This is a genomic window from Streptomyces sp. NBC_01549 (assembly GCF_026339955.1).
Lineage (GTDB): Bacteria > Actinomycetota > Actinomycetes > Streptomycetales > Streptomycetaceae > Streptomyces.
The window spans coordinates 131,556-158,346 of the sequence record NZ_JAPEPW010000002.1; the positions used below are offsets into that span (position 1 = coordinate 131,556).

Consider the following 26,791-nt stretch of genomic DNA (forward strand, 5'->3'; position numbering starts at 1 on the left):
TGCCGCCGGGGCGGTGGTCGGGTGCCGCCCCGGCGCTGAGTGATGCGGGTTCCTTACGGAGTCAGTTCAGCGACCACTGCTGGTTGGATCCGCCGTTGCAGGTCCACAGCTCCACTGGGGTGCCGTTCGCGGTGGCGGCGCCGGTCACGTCCAGGCACAGGCCGGACTGGGCGCTGGTGATGGTGCCGTTGGCGTTGACGTTCCACTGCTGGTTGGTCTGGCCGTTGCAGGTCCAGGTGATGACTTTGGTGCCGGGGCTGGTGCCCTTGTTGGAGGCGTCCAGGCACAGCTGGCTGCTGCCGGAGTACACGGTGAGCTGGTTCGAGGCGGTCCGGGACCAGGTCTGGTTCGCCGCGCCGCTGCAGTCCCGGATCTGCGTCTGCGTACCCGGCGCTGTGGACCCGCCCGGCACCTCCAGACACCTGCCCGCACCCACCGCATGCAGCGCGGTCGCCGTGCCACCACCGCCTCCCACCCCGTAGCCGGCCGCGGTGATGCCGGCCTGCACGGCGTTCTCGGTGGCGTCGGAGGGGTAGCCCGCCGTCATCGCGCCTTCGAAGAACTCGCCCACGCCATTGGGACTGTTGTCGCCCCCGGTGCCGAGCAGGACCGAGCCGTCGACCTTCATCGGTGAGTAGCCGTTCGGCAAAGGGCCGGAGAAGGTGGTGGTCAGGCCGCCGCTCGCGCCGTTGCCGTATTTGAGAGTGAAGTTGCTGGTGCCGTTGTTCTTCAACCACGCGCTGACGAAGGGGTAGTGCACGCCGACGTTGCCAGGGTCCTTGTTGGAGCCGGTGTTGGTGTGGAACATGCCGTTCTCCAGATCGGCCTCGACCCACGGGCCGCTGCCGGTGCATCCGCCGAACCAGCAGGCGGTGCCCCAGTAGATGGCGTTCATGGTGGCGTTGCCGGTGTCGGTGTGGGAGTTCTCACCGCTGCCGTAGTCGAAGCAGCACCACTGGTTCGTGTAGTTCGACGACGTCACCATGTAAATGCCTTCGGGCTGGGATCCGGTGGGCACGCCGCTCGCGTGGTCGAGCCGGTAGCCGACGCCGGGGGTGACCTTGACCCCGAAGACCTGGTGGCCGGCCGCGGTCACCGGCAGGGCCATGGCGTCCGCTCCGATGTCGGATCCACCTGGTCCAGGTCCCTTCCAGTAGCCGCCCCAGGACATCGGCAGGTCGTTGTGCTTGGCGGTCTGGTCGTAGATCTTCGTGATCGTGCACGACGTGCCCGAGCAGAACGACACCTGGGACGCGGCGTCCGCGTATCCGCCGGCGCTGAGCACCTCGATGTCGCGGTAGCTGTGATCGGAGGACCGCTGAATCTGGTACAGCGGCCCGTTGTACGACGCGAAAAGCGCCCTGGTGGTGGCGTGCGCCGTCACACACGGCGTACCGCCCGCGGCATAGAGGTCACACGGAAACGACGTGTCCGCCACGCGGTGGGCCGCCGGATGGACGACGGCGGCCGTACCGGCCCGCGAGGATGTGGCGAACGCCGGTGCGCCGAACGCGGCCACGGCCATCGCCAGGGCAAAAAAGAGCACGGCCTCCCATCGCCTTCGTCGGCGATCGCTGGCTGGTTCGAGCATGGAGACCTCCTCTGTGGCTGTGCACACGTGGTGGCGCCGAAGCAGCCTGGAGTCGATACGAAGGCGTCCGGCCGCCCGCGGCAGGCAGGCCCTGACGGCCCGGCCGGTACTCGGTGGAGGCGCGGACGGGGGGCTCATCCCAGCCTCCACCGCTGGCTGCTGCCGCCGTTGCAGGTCCACAGCTGGGCGAGGGTTCCGTCGGCGCCGGCCGCTCCGGTGACGTCCAGGCACAGGCCGGACTGGACGCCGGTGATCGTGCCGTTAGAGTTCAGCGTCCACTGTTGGTTGGTCTGACCGTTGCACGACCAGATCTCCACCTTCGTCCCGGGGGTGGTCTGGTTGTTGTAGGCGTCCAGGCACATCTGGCCGCTGCCGGAGTAGACGGTGAGCTGGTTGGACGTGGAGTGCGTCCATATCTGGTTGGTCCCGCTGTTGCAGCTCCAGATCTGCACCTGGGTGCCGGCGGTCTTGGACGAGTTGGGTACGTCCAGGCACTTGCCCGCACCCACCGAGTGCAGCTCACCGGTCACACCGGTGCCGCCGCCGCTGGTGCCGCCCGCGACCCGGTACATCACCGTGGCGTGCGCCGGCACCGAGGCGCTGATCGTGCCCAAGGTGGTCGAGGCCGCCCCGGACCACAGGTCGGTCAGGGCATAGCTGGACGCCCCGGTCTTCCCGATCGCGGCCGCGGTGGTGCTGATGGTCGCCGTCGAGCCCGTCTCGTTGAACAGCGCCACCGACACATCCCCGTTGGCCAGCGGCTTGGCCAGCACGTCCCGGCCTCCCGAGGACGACACCATGGTGCCCTGTTTGCCCAGGGGGTCCTGGTCGACCGCGATCACCCGGGAATTGGTCAGCGTGGACAAGGTGTCCGCACTGGCCGAGGGGATGTTGGTGCCCGCGATCAGTGGCGCGGCCATCTCCGCCCACAGGCTGAACTCGCTGCGGCTCTCGGTGGCCGTCATCGAGCCGTTGCCGACCTCCAGCATGTCGGGGTCGTTCCAGTGGCCGGAGCCGGCGTAGGAGGCGAGTCCCACGTTGCTGTGGAAGATCGACAGCATGCTGGAGAAGTTCGCGCTGATGTCCCCGGTGGTGCGCCAGCTGTTGCCCACGCCCGCGCCCCAGGTCCACACGTTGTCCTGGCCCCAGTTGCACAGGCTGTAAAGGATCGGTCGGCTGGTGGCCGCCAGGGCGTCCCGCATCGCGGTGTAGCGGGTCTGCGCCGGAACCCCGTTGTTGTTGCAGTTGTCGTACTTCAGATAGTCCACACCCCACGACGCGAACGACTGTGCGTCCGTGGTCTCGTGCCCCAGGCTGCCCGGATACCCGGCACAGGTCGCGGTGCCCGCGTCCTCGTAGATCCCCAGCTTCAGCCCCAGCGAGTGCACGTAGTCCGCGGTGCCCTTGATGCCGTCGGGGAACTTGGCCGGATCCGGCACCAGGTGGCCGCCCGAATCGCGGCTGTGGGTCATCCAGCAGTCGTCGATGTTGACGTACGAGTAGCCCGCCGCCTGCATGCCGTTGGTGTGCATCGCCTGCGCGGTGGACTTGATCAGCGACTCGGAGACGTTGCAGCCGTACGCGTTCCAGTCGTTGAAGCCCATCTGCGGGGTCAGCGCCAGCCCGTTGCCAAGCGCGGCGGCGGGCTGCGCCGTGCTCAGGGAAAGGAAGGGGGCGGCCGCGGTGAGCAGCACGGCCGAGAAGGTGAGCGCCAGGGTTCTGCTCAGGGACAGCAGCGTGGACAGCGGCCGAAGACCCCTGGCTCTCGCAGTGGTCGTGGGCATAAGTCATCGACTCCTGGACCGAGTTGGGGAGCTGAGAGGAGTTCAGCGATAGCCGGCGGCGGTGACGTTGGCCTGCACCGCGTTGTCGGTCGCGTCGGAGGGGTAGCCGGCGACGATGGCTCCCTCGTAGAAGGTGCCGGCGCTCAGGTTGGCGCCGCCGCCGGGCTTGCAGCAGTCGCCGCCGCTACCCAGGACGATGGCCCCTTGCTTCTTCATGGGGCTGTATCCGCCGGGGAGCCCGCCGTCCCACAGGGTGGTCAGGCTGCCGGATTGCGCGTTGCCACCCTTGAGGGCGAACCTCGACGTCCCGTTGTTCTTCAGCATCGCGGTGACGAACTTGCCGGGGAAGGCCCGCTGGTTGGTGTTCCAGGACTGACTGCCGCCGGAGTACAGGCCCCATTCGAGATCGGCCTGGACCCAGGGACCGCTTCCCGAGCAGCCGCCGAACCAGCACTCGGTGCCGAAGTTGATCGCGTCCATCGCCCCGGCAGCGTCGGCCTTCCGTGTCGTCTCGCTGTTGCCATAGTCGAAGCAGCAGCCGCTGTTGACGTGGGTGCCGCTGGTCACCATGTACGCCCCTTCGGGCGCGCTGCCGGTCGGCACGCCCGTCAGGTGACCGTCCCGCCAGTAGCTGTTCCCGGGATTGATGTACAGCGAGTACGCCTTGGTACCCCCGGCGGTCAGCGACTCGGAGGTCGCCTTCGCGGGACTGCTCTGGCTCGATCCCGGGACCTGGGCCGATCCCTGGTACCACAGGTCGTTGCCGTGCCCGGACTGGTCGTAGACGACCGTGATCACGCACGAGGTGCCCGCGCAGAACGAGTCCTGCGCCGCCGCATTGGCGAAGCCGCCGGACGCCAGCACACCGATGTTCCTGGTCGCGTTGTCCGAGGAGCGCCTGACCTGGTACAGGTTGCCGTTGTACGAACCGGAGAGCGCCCGCACGGTGCTGTGCGCGGCCACGCACGGCGTACCGCCCGTGGAGTAGATGTCGCACGGGCCCGATCCACCAGACGTGGGCGGAGTTGTCGACGTGGTCCACTTCTGGCTGCTCTGGCCGTTGCAGGTCCACAGGATGACCGCGGTGCCGTTGGCCGTGCCCGCTCCGTTGACGTCCAGGCAGAATCCGGACGCCACACCGGTGACAGACCCGTCGGAGTTCTGTCGCCACACCTGGGTCGGCCGCCCGTCGCACGACCGGATGACCACCGGGGCTCCGGGAGCCGTCCGGTTATCGTAGGCGTCCACGCACCGGGTGCCGTTCATCGCCCTCAGCTCGCCCCCCGATGTGAACTCGAACTCCTGATTGACCTGGTCGTTGCAGTCCCAGATCTCCAACGCCGTTCCCGGCGTGTCGACGTTGCCCTTGACGTCCAGACATCGCCCCGACGCCGAGCTCACCAGGGGAGCCACAGGTGCCGATGCCGACCATGTCGGCGCGGTCGCCAGCAAGACGGTCAGCAGTGCCATCACGCATATGGCGGCGGTTGCCGGTAAGCGTGGTCCATGAGCGGGGCTCCGGGGCGAAACGGATGAAGGCTGCATTCTGTTCCTCGAATATGTGGGGGAAGGGGACAGCGAGTGCCGTGCCTGTCCGAGGGAATCCAGCCGGGGCGGTCCGTCGACCGCTCCCGTCAGCGGGCCCGAATGTACTCACGGAGAACACTCAGACATCCCATGTTCCATAGTGATCCCACACACCTGACACAGTGTCAATGCGTGCGTCTCACCGAATCAGAACTCGATCCATCCCATGTTTTTCCTGGTCAGCTCGCCGTGACGGCATGCCGGAACCCGCGTCCGGCGACGGCCACCGTGCCGGACGCGGGGGTGGGTTCGCGGTACTCCGAAACGGACCGCGGGCAGGAGCGCGCGCTTGGCGCCGATCACCTCACCTGAAGTTCCAGTGCTGGTTGGCGCCGCCGCTGGAGTCCCAGATCTGGACGGGGGCCCCGTTGGCAGTCTGCCCGCCGGGAATCTCCAGCGCCCTGCCGGAATCGACGTTGATCAGGGTGTACGAACCGTCGCCGTTCCGGCTCGCCCGCCAGTGCTGGTTCGTACCGCCATTGGCATCCCAGAGCTCCATCCGCGTGCCATTGCCGGTCTGGCCACCCGGCTCGTCCAGAACCCGCCCACTGCCGATATTCGTCAGCGTGTACGAACCATCACCGTTCTGATTCGCCCGCCACTGCTGGTTCGCGGCACCACCGTTGGCGTCCCAGGCCTGCAACGGCGTGCCGTTCGCCGTCTGCCCGCTCGGCACGTCCAGCACTCGCCCCGCGGCGACATCGCTCAGCGCGTACACCTGGCCCGAGACGATGCCCCCCGAGTTCCCCGTACCGCCGCCCAGCGCGGACAGGGCCGCGTCGTAGGCCGGCTTCTTGCTGCCGTTGTTGCTGAACAGCAGCGGGTTCTCGCCCGACCGCCACGAGTCGCTGTCCCTGATGCCCCACACGGTGATGCCGGTGCAGCGGGGGACGTTCATGCACGCCTGCACCGTGTTGGCGTAGGCGGTCGGCGATGCCTGGGCGATGTCGAGTTCGGTGCTCTGGACGTCGACGCCGAGGGCTGCGAAGTTGGCCAGGGTGGTCTGGAAGCTCGACGGCGGGCCGCCGGCGCCGAAGTGGCTCTGGAGGCCGACGCAGTCGATGGGCACGCCGCGGGACTTGAAGTCGCGCACCATGTTGTAGACGCCCTGGGTCTTGGCGTCCGACCAGTTCTCGATGTTGTAGTCGTTGTAGCAGAGCTTGGCCGAAGGGTCGGCGGCCCGGGCGGTGCGGAACGCCTCCTCGATGAAGCCGTTGCCGAGCACGTCCTGGAACACTGAGCTGCGGTGCTGGGTGGAGCCGTCGGCGAAGGCTTCGTTGACCACGTCCCAGGCGTAGATCTTGCCCTTGTAGTGGTTCATCGCCGTGGTGATGTGGTTGTTCATCACGCTGCGCAGGGTGTTCGCGTCCCTGATGCCACTGACCCAGCCGGGCAACTGCGAGTGCCACACCAGGGTATGGCCACGCATCCGCTGACCGTGCGCGGTGGCGTGGCCGACGATCTGGTCGCCCGGGCCGAAGTTGAAGTTGCCGCGGGACGGTTCGATGGTGTCCCACTTCATCTCGTTCTCCGGGGTGATCATGTTGAATTCTCGGTCGAGAATCGTGGAATACGTCGAATCGCCCAGCCTCCCGGCGGCCACAGCCGTGCCGAAATAGCGGCCGCTGTCGGCCGCGGCCGCGCCCAGCGTGCTGGAAGCCGCATGGGCGGCGGGCGCCGATGTGCCCGCCAGGGCCAGTACCGTGCCGGCTGTCAGACCGGTGACCGAGACGAGGGCCTTGCGAAGACGGGGCCGCTCATTGAGCCAGGACATAAAGGATCATTCTCCTTGTGTGTGTGGGGGGAAGACACCGACCGCGAGACGGTGCTGCGAGTGGAGTCGGGTCACGGGCTCAGGAGGCCGGCAGAGCGGTCCACTGCTGGTTGGCGCCGCCGTTGCAGTCCCACAGGACCAGTTGCGTACCGTCAGTGGTCGATGCACCGGGGTCGTCGAGGCAGCGGCCGGAGACCGGGTTGCGGTAGCCGCCGTTGTACGCCTGCCATTGCTGGTTGGTTCCGCCGTTGCAGTCCCAGATCTCGATCTTGGTGCCGTTGGCGGTACCGCGGCCGGTGGCGTCGAGACACTTGCCGAGGGCCCGCAGGGTGCCGTCGGAGTGTGCGGACCACTGCTGCGCGTCGGAGCCGTTGCAGGTCGCGATGTCCGCGGCAGTCCCGTTGGCGCTGTTGCCGCCGTTCACGTCCAGGCACTTTCCGGCGATTCCGGAGCGCACCTGACCGCCCGCGGAAGCCGGCGGTTTGATCCAGCCTGCCGCGTCCGCGGCCTGGACCCCGGCGTTGAAGGCGTCCGCCATCTTGCGGTAGCCGTTGTCGTTGGGGTGCAGGGAGTCGGCCAGGTCCGCGCTGGTCAGGGCGCTCATGTCCACCAGGCGTACGTGCTTGCCGGCGGCCTGCTCGGCCTGGACGATGCCGGGTAACTTGGCGTTGAACGCGGGCCGGTTGGCCTCCTCGGTGCCGCTGGTGGAGATGATCACGGTGCCGACGAGGACGGTCGCGTCGGGTGCGTCGTTGGTGATCCGGTCGATGAGCGCACGGAGCCGGTCGGGGGCGGTCGGGATCTGGTAGTTGCCGTTCAGGTCATTGGTGCCGATCTCCAGGGTGACCACGTTCGGCCGGTAACGGGCCAGCACGGAGTCCGCGATGCCGGTTATCTGGTCGATGCGCCAGCCGGAGTGGCCTTCGTTGTCCGGGTCGGACATGGTGCCGCCCCGGCCCGAGCCGACGAAGTCCAGGGCGTGTCCCTCGGCCGACAACTGGTTCCACAGAAAGCCCCGGTAACTGTTCCCCGACGGGCTGCCGACACCCCAGGTGATCGAGTCGCCCAACGGCATCAGCCGCAGGCCGGTGGGCGTTGCGGCGGCCCGTGCGGCGGAGGACGGCGGCTCGGTGCCGGTGGCGGCCGCCGCGGGCAGGGCGGTGGCGACGCCGAGCGCGGCCGTCAGCGCGGCGGCCAGGGGTGCCGCGTACTTCTTCATCAGCGTTCCTCACTGGTGCGGGACAGTGGGTGGGGGGTGAACGAGCACGCGAGCGGGTCAGCGGGGGGTGAAGTCCTGGTTGCTGCCGGCCGTGTTCTTGCAGGGCCATTGGTCGAGCTGCTGGCCGAGGTTGCTACCGCCGCCGTAGACGTCAAGACACAGACCGCTGTTCTTGTTCTGGAAGGAGTACGAGCCGTCGGACTGCGGTACCGGCAGCCACAGACTGGCGGCCGCTCCGTCCGGGGCCTGCTGCACGATGTCGGGCGTACCGGCGGTCGTGGAGCCGCCCGACACCGCCACGATCTGTCCGGAGTTCTGCGCCCGCAGCTGTCCGTAACCGCCCGTGGCCGGCACGAACTCGAACTGCTGGTTGCTCTGCCCGTTGCAGGTCCACTGGCCGATCGCGGCACCCGCGCTGGTGGAGTTGCCGTACACGTCCAGGCACAGACTGTCGCTGCCGATCACCAGCTGGTGGGAGCCGGTGGGGAAGCCGCCACCGTCGCCCGACGATTGGACGCCCGCCTGCTGGATGACCTGGTTCGCGCCCTGAGGCCAGTTGGTGCCGCTGACCTGGACGTTGCCGGTGAGGACATTGTTGTGCGGAGGACCGGTGGCCACGTACGTGTTGCCGCCGTTGTACCAATTGCCGGAGAAGGCGCTGTCGTCGGTGTGGTTGTTCGCATTGACGTTGGTGAGCGCCCAGTTGCTGGCGTCCTGCACCACGTTGTTGGACACCTTCAGGTACCGGGAGCCCTCGTCGAGGTACAGGGCGGTGGTGCGGTTGTTGTCGTACATGTAGTTCTCGGAGATCACCGAGCCTGGGCTCGCCGACAGGTTGTAGATGCTGCCGCCGTCGAACATCGCGTTCTTGGTGTCGAAGACCAGGTTGTGGGAGACGGTGTTGTTCTTCAGCGTCGTGGGAGTGCTGTAGAGGGGCTGGTAGGTGTACGTGCCCCGGTTGACGTAGTCCTGGCTGCCACCCGGGTCGTTGATCCCCCAGCCCCAGCCGATGTCGATCCCGTCGTAGGGCAGGTGGTCGCACTGGTTGTGGGTGATCGTCGCGTTCGTGACGTAGGTGGACAGGATGGCCGCGGTCTCCTTGTAGTCGGTGCCCACCCCGCTGACCCGGTTGTTGCTGATGACGATGTTCTGGTTGGTCATCTGCGGGTTGCCGGGGTGGTGCGCGTCCGGCTGGATCCCGCCGACCTGGATGCCGCTGCCGGCGATGTCGGTGAACGTGTTGCCAGTGATGGTGACGCCGTTGGCGCCGAGTCCGGTACCGGAGGCCGTGGCGACACCGTCGTTGCCCACGCCCAGTCCGGCCTGCCCGAGTTCGGAGAACGTGTCGCCGGAGAACGTGATGCCGGTGGCGGCGGATACCTGTACGGCCGCGGGCATCTGCGCCCAGCGGTTACGGGCGGCCTCGAACTGCGTGCACCCCGACTTGCAGGTGCTCAGCCAGTTGGCGGGCATCGCGTAGGCACCGGTGATGTGCGCGCCGCTCTGCTGGTCCGCGTAGCCGTCGGATCCGCTCGGGCCGAGCCAGGAGGTTCCCGTGAACCGGATGCCGGTGAAGCTCAGGCCGGTCGCCGGTGAGCTGTAGCTGCCGCTGATGCCGAGCAGGCTCTGCAGCCGGGGCAGTTCGACGTCGAGGCTGTTCGGGTTCTGCCCCGGCTGGGCCCGGTAGTAGAGGTCGCCGGTGGACGAGTCGAGATACCACTGTCCGGCCTGCTTGAGGAACGCGTAGTTGTTCTCGAGATACATGGTCCCGCCGGCGAACGGCGCGTTGATGGTGTCGTATCCCCAGGAGTTGTTGTTCCACGCGGGCTGCTGCATGGTGATGGTCCTGCCGCTGATCGACTGGACCGGCGCGTAGCGGTCGGTGAAGGAGTTGAGGCTCTCGACTTCCATGTGGTTCTTGTCCGAGAGCCCGGCCAGGTAGTCGAGGGAGAAGTCGGTGACAGTGAGGCCGGTCTGGGTGAAGGTGAAGGCGGAGCGGGGCACCTGGATCGCCGCCCGCGGTGCCTCCTTGCCGTTGACGTACAACTGACGCGTGTTCACGTCGGTGCCGACATGGACCGACCAGATATTGCTGCTCTGATCATGCACCTGCCAACCTGATATCTGCTGGGCGCCGCTCACGACCGGCTGCTGCCCGGAGACGGCCTGGTAGGTGATGGTGTGGCTGTTCTGGCCGCCGTCGCCGGAGCCGAAGGTCAGCGGCTTGGACAGCCGGTAGGTGCCACCGGCCAGGTAGACCACGACGTCCGAATCGGCCGAGAGCCGGTGCGCGGGCTGCTGCGCCTGGTCGATCGTGGCGAACGGCTGCTCGGCGGTGCCGTTCCCGCCGGGAGCCGCACCCGGCACCACGTACAGGGCGGCGGCCGACGCCTGGGGCTCGGCAGGTACGGCGTACACGGCCCCGGCCGTGGCCAGGCTATGGACCAGTAAGGCGAGCAGAGCCAAGGGGGCGGCCCAGAGGCCGCGGAGCACTCTGGTTCTGGACATCGTCATCCTCCAGTGGTGGCGCACATGGGCCGGTGCTGTCGGGACGGTGTGGCGTTGTTCGCCGTCGAGGCCGCCCGTACAACGCACCCACTCCGGGGTCGGGCGAAGGGGATCGGGCCATTCGGCCAGATGGTCGGAGAATCCATGTGAAGCTGCCCGCCGGGCGTCGGCACGGGGATGCCTGTATCCGGTGGCGGTGGCCCGTGGCCGGGGTGAGCCGACCACGAGCTGGAGCCGTTCAGGTCAGTTGAGACTCCATTGCTGGTTGGATTGACCGTTGCACGGCCAGAGTTCGGCCAGAGCGCCGTTGGCCGTGGAGGCGCCGATGACGTCAAGGCAGAGTCCGGACTGGGTGCCGGTGACGGTGCCGTCCGAGTTCAGCTGCCATTGCTGGTTGGCACCGCCGTTGCACGGCCAGGTCACCACCTTGGTGCCGGCGGACGTCTGGTTGTTGTACGCGTCCAGGCACATCTGGCTGCTGCCGCTGTAGACGGTCAGCTGGCCCGAGGACGTGCGGGTCCAGGTCTGGTTGGCAGCACCACTGCAGCCCCAGATCTGCAGCTGCGTACCGGCCGTGGTGGACGAGTTCGGCACGTCCAGGCACTTGCTCGCGCCTACCGCGTGCAGCGCACCGGTGCTCGCCCCGCTGGAGGAGTTGCTGTATCCGGCCTCGGTGATGTTGGCCTGGACCGCGTTCTCGGTGGCGTCCGACGGGTAGCCGGAGGTCATCACGCCCTCGTAGAAGGTGCCTTGGGCGCCCTTGCTGTTGTCGCCGCCGATGCCCAGGATGATGGCACCCTGCTTACGCATCGGGTTGTAGCCCGCGACGTTGGGACGTGGTCCGTCGTAGAAGGTGGACAGGCCGCCGGACTGCGCATTGCCCCCACGGATCGCCCAGTGGTTCGGGCCGCCCTTGACGATGGCGGTCGTGTACCGGTGGTTGATGGTCGGGTCGCCCGCGTTGTAGTGCTGGTTGACCCCGGAGAACAGGCCGTTCTCCAGGTCGGCCATGATCCAGGGGCCGTTGCCCGAACCGTAGCCCCAGACCTTGATGTTGCCGAAGTAGATGGCCTCCATGGTGCCGTTGCCGTCGTCATTGCTGTCCGTCTCGGCGTTGCCGTAGTCGAAGCAGCAGCCGCCGTTGTAGTGCGTGCCGTCGAAGATCGCGTACATGCCCTCGGGGTTGTCCCCGGTGGCGACGCCGTTGGTGTGGTTGTTGCGGTAACCCGTACCGGGCGCCACGAAGACGCCGTAGGCCTTGTGACCCCCCACCGTGGTGGGCGCGGCGGTCGCGTCGGCGAGGTTGTCGGGGCCGCCCGCGGCACCGCCGCCCGGCGCCTGGGTGAGGTTGTTGCCGCGGCCTGACTGGTCATAGATGATCGTGATCAGGCAGGTCGTCCCCGAGCAAAACGAGTCCTGGGCGGCTGCGTCGGCGTAACCGCCCGCGCTCAGGACGCCGATGTTCCGGGTGGTGTTGTCCGAGGCACGCCGGACCTGGTAAAGCGGCCCGTTGTAGGAGGCGTACAAACCTCGCGTCGTACTGTGCGCCGCCACACAGGGCGTACCGCCTGCCGCGTAGAGATCACATGGTCCGGACGTGGCAGCCCGGGCCGTCTCGGCCGTGGCCGTGGCACCGGCCAGCGCGCCGACGACGAGCACGGCCGCGGCCCCCGCCCGGGCGAACGTTTTCGGCCGGGAGTGGTGGGAGCGCTCCCATTGGCGGGCAAGTGTCTGATCCGGCACATTCTCCGGCCTGCCACGGCGCCGTACCGCCGCGAGCAGCCGTTGGACGCCACCGCGCCCGGCCAGCAAGTGGCGTCTCGTACGTGTGGTTCCCATCTGATCTCCCTACCGTGCCGACGCAACCCGGTCAGGTTGTGGTGGTGGCACTGACAAATGCCGAAGCGCTTGAACGTGCCGTTGTGCAGTGGGATTGCAGAGAGGTTTCGGGGGAACAGTGCTCCCGGTTTCGAAGGGCTGTCAAGGATGCGGAGGGCCTGCCACGAACCTTGTGGCGGAATCGATTCGACCGCTGATTCCTGTGGTGCGCAAGGTCTCAGCGCGCTCGAAAAGTTGCGATGTGACGGCAGCGGACGACGACGCGACCGCCCGCCGTGCGGGCGCTGCGGGCCGCGCGGGTGTGCCCGACGGCCGGGCCCGGATCACCGGATGACTCACCATCATGCCGGTGAACAGGGACGTAGCCGAAGCGCCCCAGACCGCGGAGCGCCGGTTCGGAGGGCGCCGGCCGAAGCGGCGGCGCCTCGGCCCGCGCGTCCGCGCCGCCTTCACGGCGGGACGCCATTGACCCCGAACTCCACCAGTCGTGCTACCCCGTCGAAGCACTTGTGCGGAATCGATTCGCTGCATGCCGTCCGGTCATACCTGAGACGCGGAACGTGTGACGATTCCCGGCAGCTCGACGCCGTTCCCCGCGACTCATGGCACTCGGGCATCCTTCGTCGGCCCGAGCCCGAAAGGGCGCAGCGCAGGCCCGCCGCATGCACCGCCGGGCAACAGGGCGCTCGACCAGCACCGGCCCTGACCACTCCCCCGGACGGATGTCGACGAGGTCCCGCTCGATCCCGGACGCGGTCCGGCCGCTCCGTCATGCCCCGTACCGGGTGATCGTGAGCGCACGAGGGCGCACCGTCCTGGCGCCCCACCGGGCTGTCGAAACCGGGTGCACCGAGGAGATTGCCGGGTGCACCAAGGGGGTTACCGACGCCAAGAAGCGCACATTCACGGCGGGAGCCCGAGAACTTCCCCTCCAGCCGGACACAGCCCGGCTTGGGGGCACGGCCCGTCACGACGGTTGCGGCCGCGATCGGGTGGGGTCGCCAGCCGCCGACGCCGGTTGGAGGGTCACGAGCATCGCAGCGACAAGTCCCGCGACGGTCACGTTTCGTCGTGATCGGCGTCGAGAACAACCACCGCGCCGACTACGACGTCGCCCTCGCGCCCCGGCGAAGAGCTACGGTCGTCAGCCTTACGCCGAAGGCTGTACCACCCCGCGCCGACACCCCGGGCCTGATGGCGAGCAGATGCGCGCAAGGTATCCTTCGGCCCGCGGTCAAGTTGTCGGGGAGCTGCATGAACATCGGGGAGATCGCTCGGCGCGCCGGCGTGTCACGCAGCACCGTGTCCTACACGCTCAGCGGCAAACGACCCGTCTCGAGCAAGACCCGGAGACGTATCCAAGACGTGATCGACGAATTGGGCTATCGCCCCAACGCGACCGCGCGGGCCCTCAAGGAGGGCCGGACCCGGACGATCGGTCTCGTCATCCCGCCGGCCGGCAACAGGCTCACACACATGCAACTGGACTTCGTTGCCAGCGTGGTCGATGCCGCCGCCCGGGTCGACCTGGATGTGCTGCTGTCCCCTTCCGGCGGGGATCATGACCGCTCCTTCGAGCGGTTGGCCTCGGAGGGCCGCGTGGACGGTGTCATCCTGATGGAGATCCGCATGGAGGACCCTCGTGTGGGTCGCCTGCAGGACGCCGGGCTGCCCTTCGTCGGTATCGGGCACACGGCCGGCGACCAGCAGATGTCCTGGATCGACGTCGACTACGCCGGCTTGGTCCAGCACTGTGTGCGACACCTCGCCGATCTGGGGCACCGCCGAGTGGCTCTGATCACTCGTTCCCCGGAACTCGTCTCGGCCGGTTACGGCCCGGCGCGCAGGGCCAGAGACGGTTTCGAGGCCGCCATAGCGGAACGCGGCCTCGACGGCATCGAAGTGCCTTGCGGGGACGACGCCCGCTCGGGTCAGGAATGCGTCGAGGCGCTCCTGCGCAGCCATCCGGACCTCACCGCTGTCACCACCATCAACGAGGCCGCCCTGCCCGGCATCCAGCGCGCGCTGGCGGACGCTGGCCTCCAAGTGCCGTACGACTTCTCCATCACCGGAGTGGCGGCCAAGGCCTGGGCCGAGGACTTCCACCCACCGCTCACGGCAGCGGACGTACCGGCTCTGGACATGGGCGAGAAAGCCGTTTCCCTGCTGGTGGAACGCATCACCGCGCCGGACACCCCGCCTCGGCACATCCTGTTGACCCCCCCAATCTCGCTGCGCTCCAGCACAGCGGCCGCACGCCCTGGCCGGCAGGTGTGAGTCGACCCCGCGGCGCGCTGAGCCGGGCGGGTACGACGATCGCGTCCACAAGACGCCCCCGACGCCCACCGTTCCACAGGCCGAGTCCAGCGTCTGCCGTGGATTGACTGGACGCCGCTGGACGGTCTCTACAACCTCTGTGCCCAATGGGCAGAAGGCTTCATGACGGACTGTGTGCGCGCCGTGGACGCGGTCGCCGAGCTGCCAGGACTTGACAGTGGGGAGGGACAGTACCTGGAACTCACCCGATACCTGCGCCGGCACGGTCCGCACCGCGTCGAGACGACCTTCGCCGCACTCGACCACTTCGACGGTGTCCACTTCGCTCACCGCGCCACAGCCCGGCCCTGTTCAGCCACACGGGCTGGCTCCGCCGCAGCACGGGAGGAGGCCGACCGGCGTGGACGAACGTCGTCGCAGGGGTAGCGGCCTCCTTTCTGTGCCATTTCTGTGAAACGCGGCAACCTCCTGCCCGGCGGCGACCACTGGAAAGCGACTCAACTCGATCTTCCAGAACGGATGAGCAATGAGAAAGCAGCAAGCCCCACAGCACCGCCGACCTGGTCTTCGAGAGCGTCAACGAGCCCCAGTTCGACAACGCCGACAACACCCGCAAGGCGCAGCTGCTCAACGAGCTGAACGCGTCCTTCCACAAGGTCGTGCGGGCTTCGGGCGGCAACAACAAGAACCGTCTGCTCATGCTGCCCACCGAGGGCTGCACCCCCGACCAGCGGCTGATGGACGGCCTGGTCACCACGATCAAGTCGCTGCGCGACTCCCGGCTCATCGCGACCGTGCACTACTACGGCTACTTCCCGTTCAGCGTGAACGTCGCCGGCTCCACCCGCTTCGACACGCAGGCCCGGGGTGACCTGGACAAGACGTTCAAGCGGATGCACGACACCTTCGTCGCCCAGGGCAACCCCGTCGTTCTCGGCGAGTACGGCCTGCTCGGCTACGACCACGGTCCCGGCGCGGTCGAACACGGCGAGATGCTCAAGTACTTCGAGGCGCTCGGCCACGCCGCCCGCACCAACAAGGTCACCACCGTGCTGTGGGACAACGGTGCCTTCTACGACCGCGCCGAGCGCCGGTGGAAGGACACGGGGCTGTTCCGCCAGATGAAGTCGAGTTGGACGACGCGCTCGGCGACGGCCTCCACCGACCGCGTCTTCGTGCCGAGGTCCGGCCGCGTCAAGGACCGTACGCTCACCCTGGACCTGAACGGCGCCACCTTCACAGCGCTCAAGCAGGGCACCACCAAGCTGGTCAGCGGCCGGGACTACACCCTCTCCGGCAGCCGGCTCACCCTGAAGGCGGCCGCACTCACCCGGCTCGTCGGCGACCGCTCCCCCGGCGTCAACGCGACGCTCCAGGCCGGGTTCTCCCGAGGAGTGCCCTGGCGCATCCAGGTGGTCACCTACGACGCCCCGGTGCAGACGGACACGACCGGTACGACGGCGTCGTTCGGCATCCCCACACAGTTCCGGGGTGACGCGCTGGCGACGATGCAGGCCACGTACGCCGACGGCAGCAACGCCGGCCCGACCAACTGGACTTCGTACCAGGAGTCACACCGCGTACGGCAACGCCGTGAACAGTGAACTCAGCGCCCGGTACGGCTACACCAAGCCGTTCGTCGTGGACACCAGCCGCAACGGCAACGGCTCCAACGGCCAGTGGTGCAACCCCTCAGGTCGCCGTATCGGCACCCCCACCCGGCTGGGCGGAGGCGCCGAGATGCTCTTGTGGATCAAGGTTCCGGGCGAGTCCGACGGCAACTGCGGCATCGGAACCGGCTCTTCGGCCGGACAGTTCCTGCCCGAGGTCGCCTACAGGATGATCTACGGCTACTGATCCAGGATCGCTCGCGCGCAGTTCCGGCACCGGGTCAGGACGGCCCGCTTGACGGAACTGCGCCCCCTGAACGCTATCCGAACAGGCGTCGCTGGATCTCCCGCCGGTAGTCCTCGAGTGTCCTGTCGAGATGAGCCGCCGTAGCCTGGGCCGCCTCGTCGGGCCGGCCGTCGCGAATGGCCCGGTAGATCACCTCGTGCTCCACCACCGCGGACTCGGTTCCTTCACCCAGCGTGTCGTGGATCCCGATCGCGCTGGACTGCCGCTGCAGTCTGCGCGCGTCACGCACGGCGCTGACGAGGAAGGTGTTGTGCGAGGCCGCGGCCACGGCCATGTGGAAGTCCTCGTCCGCCTTGTTGAACACGCCGACCTGACCGTGGGCGAACCCGTGCCGACACTGCTGCATGGCCACCTCGATGGTCCGCAGCTCGGCGGGCGTGGCACGGGTGGCGGCCAGGCTGCTCGCGGCCATCTCCTGAACCCTGCGGAACTCGAACAGCATAAACACGTGATCGAGGTCGACGGGGCGGAAGAAGCCACCCCAGCGGCTGGTGACGAGCAGGCCCTCATCGTCCGCGACGAACAGTCCGCGCCCCTTGTGCGCCCGGACCCGGCCGAGCGCCGAAAGGATCTTCACGGCCTCCCGCACCACCGCCCTGCTGGTGTTCAGCCTCTGGGCCAGATCGTTCTCCGTGGGCAGCCGATCACCTGCCACCAGACGGGCCTCGGCGATGAACTCGATGATCCGCTCCGCCACGACCTCGTAGCCGGGCCGGTAGTCACGCCGCTCGTCCGCGCTGTTCACCGCTGCCGCCGCAACGGGAGGTGCCTGCGTCGGCAAGGCCTCCTGGGCCGCGGGCGTGTCGTTCATCTGGTCTGCCTCCTGGCTGACGCAACTGGGGCGGCTGATCGCTGTGGAACCGCGCTCATCGTAACTCAGGCATCGGATGAGTCGTATTCATCGAGTAGGTAGATCCATGCCATAGAGCGGGGGCCCTAACTGGTGCAGATGGCGATTTATTGGACACTTCCCGACTCGCATTGCACCACCACACGCAAATCACCGAGGAAGAAGGCTGCACAAACCCTTGACGGAACCTTCGATAGGGCGGCTAATTTCTTCCGCGACGGCAAGCGACACGGCCGTCTGCGGTCCCCGACGCCCGACCGGTTCGGCCCGGCGTCGCCCTGTCCTCGCGCCACCTGCCCGTCCGCTCGGGGCGCCCGGTGAAACCAGTGGAGTCGCACATGACCGTCAACAAGCCTTCGTCCGGCCGGGAGAGGGCATCCAGTAAGAGGCGTGCGGCGTTGCTGACCGGCTGCGCGGCCACGGCGGCGCTGACCCTGACTGCCTGCGGCGGCGGCGCCACGGGGACGACGACCAAGGACGGCTTCGGTCAGGCGCCGCAGAAGGACGGCGCGTTGACCGTCTGGGTGGACGCGACCCGTGTGGAGGCCGCGAAGCTGTACCAGAAGCAGCACCCGGACGTGAAGCTGGACATCGTCACCTACGACGGCGACGCCAACGGCTCGAACTACCTTCAGACCAAGGTCCAGCTGTTCAACCGCACCGGCAAGGGCTGGCCGGACGTCGTGTTCAGCTCCCAGAACAACGAGGCGACCTGGGCGGTCGACGCGGGCTTCGCCGCTCCGCTCAACAAGGGCCTGATCCCCTCGGCATCCCTGGGGAAGTTCGCGAGCGGGGCCAACGACGTCTGCACGGTGGGCGGCACCCTCTACTGTCTGCGCAACGACCTCTCCCAGGCGGTGCTGTGGTACAACGCGCCGTTGTTGAAGAAGTTCGGTTACCAGGTTCCGACGACCTGGGAGGAGTACCAGACGCTCGGCGAGAAGGTGGCCAAGGAGCACCCGGGCTACCTCGTGGGTGACGCCGGCGACTCCTTCACGCCCGAGATCTACCTGTGGGCGAGCAAGTGCGGCGCCAACCACATCACCGGCCCGAAGGCTGTGTCGGTGAACACCTCCAGCGAGGCCTGCACCAAGATGGCCAAGCTCATGGACGTGCTGATCGAGAACAAGTCCATGTCCATCAGCGGGGTCTTCAGCACCGACTTCGGCAAGAACAAGGCCGACAAGGTCCTGCTCATGCCGGGTCCGGCCTGGTATGGCGGAGCGCTGTTCGAGGGCACCTTCAAGACGCCGGCCAAGCAGATCGCGGCCGCACCCATCCCCCAGTGGCAGGGGGAGACCTCGCCGTCCACCGGCAACGTCGGCGGCGGCACATGGCTGCTGTCCAAGCATTCCGCGCACATCAAGGCCGCCACCGACTTCCTGAAGTGGGTCACCACCGACAACGCCTACCAGGGCAAGAAGGCGCCGGGCTTCCCCGCGTACACTCCGGCGGCCGAGACGTGGCTGACGGGACAGGATGCCTCCGGCTACTTCGCGAGCGATCTGAGCGCCCTCAAGGCCGCCTCCTCCCAGGTCTGGAACGGCTGGGGCTCGGGCCAGTTCAGCCAGGAGGCGATCTGGGCCGCCACCGTCAAGCCCGGTCTGACCCAGGGCAAGAGCGTCGTCTCGATGCTGCCGGCCTGGCAGGACTCCATCGTCAAGTACGCCAAGTCCAACGGATACAAGGTCTCCCAGTGACCCTCACCCACTCCCCGGCCGGCTCTGCCGGCGGGTGCCGTCGCGGCGCCGGCCGGCAGAGCCGGGCCGGTATGGCCTTCGTCGCCGCCTACGTGGTCCTGCTGGTCGCCTTCGGCGTCCTTCCGACCGCTTACGCGGTCTACTTCGCCTTCACCGACGCCGGGGGCACGGTCACCGGCTTCTCCAACTTCGTCACCACGGCGCAGGACTTCCGCTTCGTGGACGCCGTGAGCCATGTCGCCGTCTATCTTGCCTTCTGGCTCCTGTCCCTGGTGGTGTTCGTGGTGGCCCTGGCGCTGCTGCTGCACCGCCTGGCCTCGGGTTCCGCCAGCAAGGCGCTGCGTTTCCTCTACTACATCCCGGGAGCGCTCGCCGGCGCCGCGAGTGTGCTGGTGTGGCTGTTCATGCTCGACCCGACGGTGAGCCCGGTCAGTTCGCTGCTGGGCGCGCTGGGGTTCGACACCTTCGGCGAGGTGATCGCGCCCGGCAACCTGCCCCTGCTGTTCACTGTCATCGCGTTCTGGACCGGCGCGGGGGGCTGGATCGTCGTCATGTACGGCGCACTCAACAACATCCCCACGGACGTGATGGAAGCCGCGCGCATCGATGGCGCGGGCGGCTGGCAGACCGCCTGGCACGTGCAGATCCCGATGCTCCGCAAGTGGATCGTGTACATGGTGATCCTGGCGTTCGCGGGCGGCGCCCAGCTCTTCGTCGAACCGCAGTTGCTGTCCCTCGCCAGTGTGGGCGTGGCCGGACGCGACTACTCGCTCAACCAGTTGACGTACGACTTCGCCTTCCAGATGAACAACATCAACGGGGCCGCCGCGGTCTCGGTGGAGCTCCTGGTGGTCAGTGTGTCGGCCGCCGCCGTCTTCGTCGCACGGTCGGGGTTCTTCGATGCCGACTGAAACCCCTGTCAGTCGAGGCGCCGCCACGGCGAGCTCGGAACGGGAAGCGCCCCTCATGAGCCGATCTCACCACCAGCCGCCGCACCGCCGGCCCGTACGGCATGTGGCCTCACGACTGCTGACCGGATCCGTACTGGCCGCGTTCCTCGCCTTCTTCGTGCTGCCGGTGCTGTGGCTCGTCCTCGCGGCGACCAAGACCGACCAGCAGTTGGTCCACGACAACCCGCTGTCCTTCGGCTCCCTCCACGCGCTGAAGGCCAACTGGAACGCGCTCACGGCGTTCCAGGACAACGCCGTCATGCAGTGGCTCGGCAACTCCGCGCTCTACGCGGTGATCTCGCTGGTCATCACCCTCGGTGTCGCCATTCCCGCGGGATACGCCCTGGCCATGACCGAGTTCCGCGGCCGGCACAGCCTGCTGGTCGCGACGCTGGTTGTGATGCTCATGCCGAACGCCACACTGGTGGTGCCGTTGTTCCTGGAGATCAACGCGGTGCACCTGATCGGCACGATGTGGTCGATCATCCTGCCGTACTCGTTCTACCCGTTCGGCGTGTACCTGACCTACATCTACTTCACCACAGCCGTACCGAAGGACCTACTGGCGGCTGCACGGATGGACGGCTGCTCGGAGTTCCGCGTCTTCTGGCACATCGCGCTGCCGCTGGCGACCCCGGTCATCGCGCTCGTGGGCTTCTTCAGCTTCGTCGCCAACTGGACCAACTACTTCCTGCCGTACGTCATGCTCCCCGAGAGCAGCCAGATGCCCATCCAGGTGGGGGTCGGAACCCTGCTCAGCAACGTGCCGTCCTTCAACCCGGCCGTCGGCACCCTCGCGATCGAGCGGCCGCAGCTGGCTCTGGCGACGCTCGTGGCCATCACGCCCGTGCTGATCGTCTTCCTCTTCGCCCAGCGCTTCCTGGTCAGCGGGATGCTCGCCGGCGCCACCAAGGAATAGCGGCCCGTCCCGACCGCCCGGCCGTCGTCCCCGGCGTGCGCCGTCCCGCCGCCCGCCCCGAACGGAGATCTCCCATGCCCTTCAGCTCTGCCGACCGCACCGCGGCCGAGGACACCCCCGGCGACCGCCCGGTCGCGCCACCTGAGATCGAGGCGGGGGCGCCGCTGCTCGAACCACCCGGCTGGGCCGTGGCCCAGCGATCCCTGTTCGACCTCCTCGACCACGCCTGGCGGCGCTTCGCCCACGACTTCACTGGTCCGGACGGACGGCTGAACTACTCCGGCCCGCTGACCACCCGTGACGGTGTGGACGACTTCTACGAGGTGTTCTTCAACTGGCCCCAGCTCTACCTCCTCGGCGGCGCCGACGATCTGCTGCCCGCCAGTGAGAAGCACTGGGAGGGCGTGACCCGACAGCTCACCGAACTGGGCATGCTGCACGACGAGTTCGAGCGCGGCTACGACTGGTTCCACCAGGGCGAGAGCCTGCTCCTGCTCTACTTCCTCAGCATGGCCGCCCCCGACCGCTGGGCCGAACGCGCCCTGCGCTTCGCCGAGTTGTACGTCGACCCGACCAAGGGCAACTACGACCCCGAGCACCGCGTCATCACCCGCCCGCACAACGGCAGCGACCCCGACCGCACGGGCCTGTTCGACGGCGACGTCTATCCCTGGCTGCAGAAGGAAGCGGAGACCTACGGCTTCCCGCTCGACTGGATCCCCGAGGCCGACGGCGGCCCCTACCCGCTCTCCGCGGACCCGCGCATCGGCGCGCAGATGCGGGACCGGATGGGCGTCGGCGACACGGCGGTCAACCTCGCCGCGGCCGGGCTGGTGCTCAACGCCTGGATACTGTCCGGCGAGGACCGCTACCGCGACTGGATCGTCGAGTACGTCGGCGCGTGGCGGGAGCGCACCGAGGCGAACGGCGGTCTCGTCCCGGACAACGCCGGCCCTGACGGCGTCGTCGGCAGCCTGCTGGAGGGCCGCTGGTACGGCGGCCACTACGGCTGGTCCTGGCCGCACGGCTGGCACAGCGTGGGCCACGCGGCCTGTGTGGCGGCGCTGGCGGCGGCCACGGTCACCGGGGACGACGACTACCTCTCCATGGTCGCGACCTCGCTCGACACCCTCATCGGCCACGCCAAGGTGATGCCCCACACCGAGGCGGACTCCAGTCTCCCCTCCAAGTGGGCGGTCGAACTCGGCCCCGACATCCACACACCCACTCCGCACCTGCCGTTCCGCCACAACGACTCGGGCTGGTTCGACTACAACCCGGCCACCCCGCCCGTGCCGGTGGCCCTGTGGCACCACACCGCCTCCGACGCCGACCGCGCCCGGCTGGAGAGGCTGCGCGAGGCCGACGGCATCGACTGGCGCACCGTCCGGCCCTTCCGCGCCAAAGAGGAGTCCGGGCACGAGAAGGCGTGGTTCGCCTTCCTCGCCGGCGAAGACCCCGGCTACCCCGAGCGGATCCTCGCCACCGCCCAGGCCCAGGTCCGCCACCGCCTGCGCCGCATCGAGCGCTACCGCGACCTGGATGTCCCCGAGGCCGACATCCATGTGTGGCAGCAGTGCAACCCCGTGACCACCGAGGCCCTCGTCCAGCTCACCTGGGGCGGCCCCCAGGTGCTGTACAACGGCGGCCTTCAGCAGGCTCGGCTGCGCTACCACGACGCCGAGGCCCGCCGTGCCGGCCTGCCGCCGGACGTGGCCGCACTGGTCACCTCCATCGACCCCGAGGCGACCACCGTCGAGCTGGTGAACCTCTCCCCCGAGTCCACACGCACGGTGATCGTCCAGGCGGGCGCCTTCGCCGAGCACACCATCACAGCCGTCCGGTACACGACCTGCACGGACGACGGCTGGATCGGGGACATGTACGACTACGGCCACACCGAGCCCGTCGTCACCACGTCGGAGCAGGCCTGCGACAGCGCCTTCTTGACGGTCCGGCTGCCCGCCTCCACCCGCGTCAAGCTCGCCTTGCGCCTCCAACTGCGTACCAACGCACCCAGCTACCGCACACCGTTCGACACCTCGGCCGGCCGGGCCGCCTCCGGCACGGAGGGAGAGACCGCATGAAGCGCATCGCCCAGACCATCAGGCTCCGACCCGACCACCGCGAGGAGTACCTCGACCTCCACTCGGCCGTCTGGCCCGGCGTCGAAGCCGCCCTGCACCGGTCGAACATCCGCAACTACAGCATCTTCCTCCACGGCGATGTGCTGTTCGCCTACTTCGAGTACCACGGTGACGACTTCGAGGCCGACATGGCCGTCCTCGAAGCCGACCCCGATACCCAGGAGTGGTGGAAACTCACCGACCCCTGCCAGGAGCCCTGGCCCGACCGGGGCGACTCCCGCCAGTGGACGGAGCTCCCCGAGATCTGGCATCTGAGCCCGCCAGGTGACACCACCAGCGCCTGACGCACCTCGCCCCACACCACTTGGCCAAACCCGAAGTGGACCGACCTGACTTGGACCTCCAGTGACCCCCACCACCGCCGAACTCATCGACGCCCACCACCACCTGTGGGACCTCGACCAGCGTCCGCAGCCCTGGCTCGACGACCCCGCTCTGGCAACGATCCGCCGCACCTTCACCCCCGACGACCTGCGTACCACCGCGACCCGGCCCATCGCGGGCCGCCGTCTGCACAGCACGGTGGCCGTGCAGTGCGTGCCGGACGTGCCCGAGACAGAGGACCTGCTCGCGCTCGCGGAGCGGGAGCCGCTGATCGGGGCCGTGGTCGGCTGGGCGGACCTGACGTCACCGGGGATCGGCGACCTGCTCGACGGGTTGCTCGCCGGGCCGGGCGGTACGTATTTGCGGTCCCTGCGTCATCTCGTGCAGGGCGAGACAGATCCGCACTGGCTCCAACGCCCCGATGTCGAACGCGGGTTGGCGGCGCTCCGAGACCGCTGGCTCTGCTACGACGTGCTCGTCCGCAGCCACCAGCTCCACCAGGCGATCCGGCTGGCCGAGCGGTTTCCGGACCTGCCCCAGGTGCTCGACCACGCCGGCAAGCCATCGATCGCCGACGGTGAACTGACGGACTGGAAACGCCAGTTGCGCATGCTGGCCGCACACCCGCACGTGGTCTGCAAGGTGTCGGGGCTGATCACCGAGGCGGACCACGAGAAGTGGACCGTCGACGACATCCGCCCGGTGTGGGACGTCCTGCTCTCCGCCTTCGGCCCCGACCGCCTGATGTTCGGCTCCGACTGGCCGGTCGCAAACCTTGCGGGCGGCTGGAACCGCTGGGCCGCCACCGTGGACGGACTGCTCGACGGCTGTTCCGACACCGAGATCCACGCGGTGCTCGCCGGCACCGCGACCGCCTTCTACCGTCTCCCCTCCGTGTCAGAAGAAGCCGACGTCGCCGCGCGCAGCCTCTGACCGTCACGCCCACCCCGGCGTACGCACCCGTCGCACGCGCCGACGAACCCGCGCTGGACACCCATACACGTCTGCTGACCATTGGTGTCCGCGCTGAAGGGACCCTGACGACACGATGACTCTTGCCGTCCGTTACGTTTCCGCCCGCACACTGGACACGGCTCCCGCGCTCAGCGTGCCGCCCGGTCCGGGTGAGGTGGAGCTGGCTCCCGCGTTTGTCGGTATCTGCGGTACCGATCTGCACATCTTCCACGGTGACATGGACGCCCGGGTCGCCGCGCCCGCTGTCCTGGGGCATGAGATGTCCGGCCGTGTGGTGCGGGTGGGTGAGGGTGTGGAGGGCTGGCAGGCCGGTGACGCGGGTCCCTCGACACCGTCGGCAACACCTGGGCGCCGAAGGCCTGTTACGCGGACGAACTCGGCACGTACGTCCTCTACTCCCGCTGGACGCAAACCGTCGTGCCGGGACCGCCGAGATTCGGTTCGAAGCGGTTGGCTCCGCAACTACCATCCGGCTCCGTGAAGTACGCCTGCTGCGCTGACGGGAGCGGTCCGTATCGTCTCCCCGGGCAGGTCGCTGCCCGTGACGGCTGCTCCGGCCGGCAGCGGTGCGCGACGACCTCGGTGACGCCCAGGGCGTGCAGGGCGGCGGCGGTGGCGACGATGTCGACGAGCGTGTGTCGGCCGCCCAGCTCGTGCAGATGACCGGTGGCCTCCGTCACTTCGGCGCTGTCGTTCCGAAGGGAAGGGGTTCGCCGGAGCGCAGGTGTTGCCTCAGCCACTGCTCGGTGTTGCTCACATGCAGCAGTGCGGCAGCCTGGCTGAGGGCGGAGTCACGGGTGGACAGCGCGTTGAAGATCGCCTCGTGCTCGGCAAGGGTGCGGCCCGCGGCCTGGGTGTCGACCAGGCCGCGCCAGATACGGGCGCGCAGGGTGCGGCCGGAGATTCCTTCGAGGAGAGTGAGGAGGGTTTCGTTGCCCGTGGCCGAGATGACGGCACGGTGGAACGCGGCGTCGTGGGCGTTGAGCTCCCCGACGTCGTCGCGGGCCTCGCGCATTGCGTCCAGGTGCCGCTTCACCTCGGCCAGTTGGGCGTCGGAGATCCGGGTGGCGGCAAGGGCCGTGGCGATCGGTTCGAGGAGCCGCCGTACCTCCATGAGGTCCTGCAGGGCGACCGAGTCGCCCTGCAGGAGTTCCACCGCCCCGCCGAGCCCCTCCAGCAGCAGGCTCGGCTGGAGGCTGGTCACATACGTGCCGTCGCCCCGGCGGACTTCCAGGACCCGCGCGACGGCCAACGCCTTGACCGCTTCCCGAGCGAGGTTGCGGGACAGCCCCAGCTGTGCGGCCAGGTCCGGCTCCGGCGGGAGCTTCGAGCCCGGAGGCAGGGCACCGGTCCGGATCAACTCACGGATCTGCTCGATGGCCTTGTCCGTCAGAGACACCGCTCATCCCTCCCCCCACCGTGCCCCGTGAGCACGTCCGACCTGATCAGCCCCTGAGTGCGGAGAGCCTCCCAGAGGCCGTCCGGGATGTGCTGATCATGGAGTTTCACGTTTCGTCCGACCTGTTCCGGAGTCCGCATGCCCAGGGTGACGTTGATGATACTGGGATGCGTGTGCGGGAAGGCGATGGCGGCGGCGGGCAGGGTGGTGCCGTGTGCCTCGCAGACCTCGGCGATGGTCAGGGCTCTCGCGACGAGCTCCGGCGGGGCGTCCTGGTAGTCGTACTTCATGCCCTGGGCGGGCCGGTCGAGGGAGAGCAGTCCCGAGTTGAACACGCCGACCGCGACGACGCTCTTGCCGAGGTCCTGGGCGGCGGGCAGGACGTCGTCCAGTGCCGACTGGTCCAGGAGTGTGTAGCGGCCGGCGAGCATCACCAGGTCGGCGGCGGTCTCGCGCAGGAAGCGGGTGAGCATGGCCGACTGGTTCATGCCGGCGCCGATCGCGCCGATCACGCCCTGGTCGCGCAGGTCCGCGAGCGTGGGCATGGCTTCCTCGGTGGCCTGCCGCCAGTGGTCGTCCGGATCATGCAGGTAGACGATGTCGAGGCGGTCCAGGCCGGTGCGCTCCAGCGTGTCCTCGATGGAGCGGAGCACGCCGTCGCGGCTGAAGTCCCACTGCCGGCGCAGGTCGTCCCGTACGACGAAGCCCTCGGTGTCGACGCCGCGTGGCTCCTCGTTGGGCACCAGCAGCCTGCCCACCTTGGAGGAGATGACGTACTCGTCACGCGGACGTCCCCGCAGGGCGGCACCCAGACGGCACTCGGAGAGGCCGAGGCCGTAGTGCGGTGCGGTGTCGAAGTAGCGGATACCCGCATCCCAGGCCGTATCGACGGCGGCGGTCGCGTCGTCGACCGGGGTGACGCGATACAGGTTGCCGATCACGGAGGCGCCGAAGCCGAGCTCGGTGAGCGCGACGGATGTGTCCTGGATCTTCTGCTGGTGCAAGCCGTGCTCCTGGGATACGGGTAAGGG

At 68.3% G+C, this 26,791-nt stretch carries 19 protein-coding genes and 3 pseudogenes; 11 read left to right on the forward strand and 11 right to left on the reverse strand.

What is annotated here, in order from left to right; translation table 11 throughout:
- Positions 1–61: 61 nt before the first annotated feature.
- From OG819_RS35115 to OG819_RS35145, 7 genes and pseudogenes are all read right to left on the reverse strand, one after another.
- A complete protein-coding gene (locus tag OG819_RS35115) occupies positions 62–1,591 on the reverse strand; it encodes an arabinofuranosidase catalytic domain-containing protein (RefSeq protein WP_266653150.1) in 1,530 nt (509 codons plus the stop codon).
- A gap of 134 nt (positions 1,592–1,725) precedes the next feature.
- Entirely contained in the window at positions 1,726–3,375 is a 1,650-nt protein-coding gene (locus OG819_RS35120; RefSeq protein ID WP_266653152.1) for a ricin-type beta-trefoil lectin domain protein, read from the reverse strand.
- Positions 3,376–3,417: 42 nt separating this feature from the next.
- Positions 3,418–4,845, reverse strand: a complete 1,428-nt coding sequence (locus OG819_RS35125) for an arabinofuranosidase catalytic domain-containing protein (RefSeq protein WP_266653154.1) — start codon at positions 4,843–4,845, stop codon at positions 3,418–3,420.
- 424 nt (positions 4,846–5,269) lie between these two features.
- Positions 5,270–6,736 (reverse strand): annotated as a pseudogene (locus OG819_RS35130) (endo-1,4-beta-xylanase); the annotation flags it as partial.
- Between the two features lie 79 nt (positions 6,737–6,815).
- On the reverse strand, positions 6,816–7,955 hold the full coding sequence (locus tag OG819_RS35135) for a ricin-type beta-trefoil lectin domain protein (RefSeq protein WP_266633902.1): 1,140 nt from the start codon (positions 7,953–7,955) through the stop codon (positions 6,816–6,818).
- Positions 7,956–8,012: 57 nt separating this feature from the next.
- On the reverse strand, positions 8,013–10,463 hold the full coding sequence (locus OG819_RS35140) for an RICIN domain-containing protein (protein ID WP_266653156.1): 2,451 nt from the start codon (positions 10,461–10,463) through the stop codon (positions 8,013–8,015).
- Positions 10,464–10,706: 243 nt separating this feature from the next.
- Complete coding sequence (locus tag OG819_RS35145; RefSeq protein ID WP_266653158.1) at positions 10,707–12,302, reverse strand: arabinofuranosidase catalytic domain-containing protein; 1,596 nt, start codon at positions 12,300–12,302, stop codon at positions 10,707–10,709.
- Positions 12,303–13,556: 1,254 nt separating this feature from the next.
- Here OG819_RS35145 and OG819_RS35150 point away from each other — a divergent pair.
- The 4 genes and pseudogenes from OG819_RS35150 to OG819_RS35165 form a co-directional block, all read left to right on the forward strand.
- The gene (locus OG819_RS35150) at positions 13,557–14,579 is read left to right on the forward strand and encodes a LacI family DNA-binding transcriptional regulator (RefSeq protein ID WP_266653160.1); all 1,023 of its coding nucleotides are present in this window, start codon (positions 13,557–13,559) and stop codon (positions 14,577–14,579) included.
- Positions 14,580–14,741: 162 nt separating this feature from the next.
- Entirely contained in the window at positions 14,742–15,005 is a 264-nt protein-coding gene (locus OG819_RS35155; protein ID WP_266633898.1) for an acetylxylan esterase, read from the forward strand.
- 134 nt (positions 15,006–15,139) lie between these two features.
- Complete coding sequence (locus OG819_RS35160; RefSeq protein WP_266655420.1) at positions 15,140–16,183, forward strand: X2-like carbohydrate binding domain-containing protein; 1,044 nt, start codon at positions 15,140–15,142, stop codon at positions 16,181–16,183.
- Positions 16,152–16,436: pseudogene (locus OG819_RS35165) on the forward strand (glycoside hydrolase family 6 protein); the annotation flags it as partial. The gene OG819_RS35160 and the pseudogene OG819_RS35165, both read left to right, overlap by 32 nt.
- 73 nt (positions 16,437–16,509) lie before the next feature.
- On the opposite strand, the gene OG819_RS35170 reads toward OG819_RS35165, so the two are convergent.
- The gene (locus OG819_RS35170; protein ID WP_266633897.1) at positions 16,510–17,307 is read right to left on the reverse strand and encodes a FadR/GntR family transcriptional regulator; all 798 of its coding nucleotides are present in this window, start codon (positions 17,305–17,307) and stop codon (positions 16,510–16,512) included.
- Between the two features lie 377 nt (positions 17,308–17,684).
- Between OG819_RS35170 and OG819_RS35175 the strand changes: the two genes are divergently transcribed.
- The 7 genes and pseudogenes from OG819_RS35175 to OG819_RS35205 form a co-directional block, all read left to right on the forward strand.
- Positions 17,685–19,046: an extracellular solute-binding protein gene (locus tag OG819_RS35175; protein ID WP_266653162.1), complete on the forward strand. Its 1,362-nt coding sequence runs from the start codon at positions 17,685–17,687 to the stop codon at positions 19,044–19,046.
- On the forward strand, positions 19,043–19,957 hold the full coding sequence (locus OG819_RS35180) for a carbohydrate ABC transporter permease (protein ID WP_266653164.1): 915 nt from the start codon (positions 19,043–19,045) through the stop codon (positions 19,955–19,957). Before OG819_RS35175 ends, OG819_RS35180 begins: the two co-directional genes overlap by 4 nt.
- 55 nt (positions 19,958–20,012) lie before the next feature.
- Positions 20,013–20,915, forward strand: a complete 903-nt coding sequence (locus OG819_RS35185) for a carbohydrate ABC transporter permease (protein ID WP_266653166.1) — start codon at positions 20,013–20,015, stop codon at positions 20,913–20,915.
- Positions 20,916–20,989: 74 nt separating this feature from the next.
- Positions 20,990–23,002 (forward strand): hypothetical protein, encoded by a 2,013-nt coding sequence (locus OG819_RS35190; RefSeq protein ID WP_266653168.1) that lies wholly within the window; start codon positions 20,990–20,992, stop codon positions 23,000–23,002.
- A complete protein-coding gene (locus OG819_RS35195; protein WP_266653170.1) occupies positions 22,999–23,346 on the forward strand; it encodes an L-rhamnose mutarotase in 348 nt (115 codons plus the stop codon). Before OG819_RS35190 ends, OG819_RS35195 begins: the two co-directional genes overlap by 4 nt.
- Positions 23,347–23,407: 61 nt before the next feature.
- Positions 23,408–24,319: an amidohydrolase family protein gene (locus tag OG819_RS35200; protein WP_266653172.1), complete on the forward strand. Its 912-nt coding sequence runs from the start codon at positions 23,408–23,410 to the stop codon at positions 24,317–24,319.
- 115 nt (positions 24,320–24,434) lie between these two features.
- Positions 24,435–24,680: pseudogene (locus OG819_RS35205) on the forward strand (alcohol dehydrogenase catalytic domain-containing protein); the annotation flags it as partial.
- A gap of 73 nt (positions 24,681–24,753) precedes the next feature.
- Here OG819_RS35205 and larC read toward each other — a convergent pair.
- The 3 genes from larC to OG819_RS35220 are packed head-to-tail and all read right to left on the reverse strand — an operon-like array spanning position 24,754 to position 26,764.
- Positions 24,754–25,041 carry a nickel insertion protein gene (gene larC / locus OG819_RS35210; protein WP_266653174.1) on the reverse strand — a complete coding sequence of 96 codons (288 nt, stop codon included), beginning with the start codon at positions 25,039–25,041 and terminating at the stop codon, positions 24,754–24,756.
- A complete protein-coding gene (locus tag OG819_RS35215; RefSeq protein WP_266653176.1) occupies positions 25,038–25,760 on the reverse strand; it encodes a FadR/GntR family transcriptional regulator in 723 nt (240 codons plus the stop codon). The genes larC and OG819_RS35215 overlap by 4 nt, the downstream gene beginning before the upstream one ends.
- Complete coding sequence (locus tag OG819_RS35220) at positions 25,751–26,764, reverse strand: aldo/keto reductase (RefSeq protein ID WP_266653178.1); 1,014 nt, start codon at positions 26,762–26,764, stop codon at positions 25,751–25,753. Before OG819_RS35220 ends, OG819_RS35215 begins: the two co-directional genes overlap by 10 nt.
- Between the last annotated feature and the right edge of the window lie 27 nt (positions 26,765–26,791).

Excerpts from the sequence above, each read along its gene's own strand:
- OG819_RS35115 (WP_266653150.1), bottom strand. The coding sequence starts at position 1,591 with ATGCTCGAACCAGCCAGCGATCGCCGACGAAGGCGATGGGAGGCCGTG.
- OG819_RS35155 (WP_266633898.1), top strand. The coding sequence starts at position 14,742 with ATGACGGACTGTGTGCGCGCCGTGGACGCGGTCGCCGAGCTGCCAGGA.
- OG819_RS35185 (WP_266653166.1), top strand. The coding sequence starts at position 20,013 with ATGAGCCGATCTCACCACCAGCCGCCGCACCGCCGGCCCGTACGGCAT.
- OG819_RS35120 (WP_266653152.1), bottom strand. The coding sequence starts at position 3,375 with ATGCCCACGACCACTGCGAGAGCCAGGGGTCTTCGGCCGCTGTCCACG.
- OG819_RS35135 (WP_266633902.1), bottom strand. The coding sequence starts at position 7,955 with ATGAAGAAGTACGCGGCACCCCTGGCCGCCGCGCTGACGGCCGCGCTC.
- OG819_RS35175 (WP_266653162.1), top strand. The coding sequence starts at position 17,685 with ATGACCGTCAACAAGCCTTCGTCCGGCCGGGAGAGGGCATCCAGTAAG.
- OG819_RS35140 (WP_266653156.1), bottom strand. The coding sequence starts at position 10,463 with ATGTCCAGAACCAGAGTGCTCCGCGGCCTCTGGGCCGCCCCCTTGGCT.
- OG819_RS35150 (WP_266653160.1), top strand. The coding sequence starts at position 13,557 with ATGAACATCGGGGAGATCGCTCGGCGCGCCGGCGTGTCACGCAGCACC.
- OG819_RS35190 (WP_266653168.1), top strand. The coding sequence starts at position 20,990 with ATGCCCTTCAGCTCTGCCGACCGCACCGCGGCCGAGGACACCCCCGGC.
- OG819_RS35195 (WP_266653170.1), top strand. The coding sequence starts at position 22,999 with ATGAAGCGCATCGCCCAGACCATCAGGCTCCGACCCGACCACCGCGAG.
- OG819_RS35145 (WP_266653158.1), bottom strand. The coding sequence starts at position 12,302 with ATGGGAACCACACGTACGAGACGCCACTTGCTGGCCGGGCGCGGTGGC.
- OG819_RS35125 (WP_266653154.1), bottom strand. The coding sequence starts at position 4,845 with ATGGCACTGCTGACCGTCTTGCTGGCGACCGCGCCGACATGGTCGGCA.
- OG819_RS35170 (WP_266633897.1), bottom strand. The coding sequence starts at position 17,307 with ATGAACGACACGCCCGCGGCCCAGGAGGCCTTGCCGACGCAGGCACCT.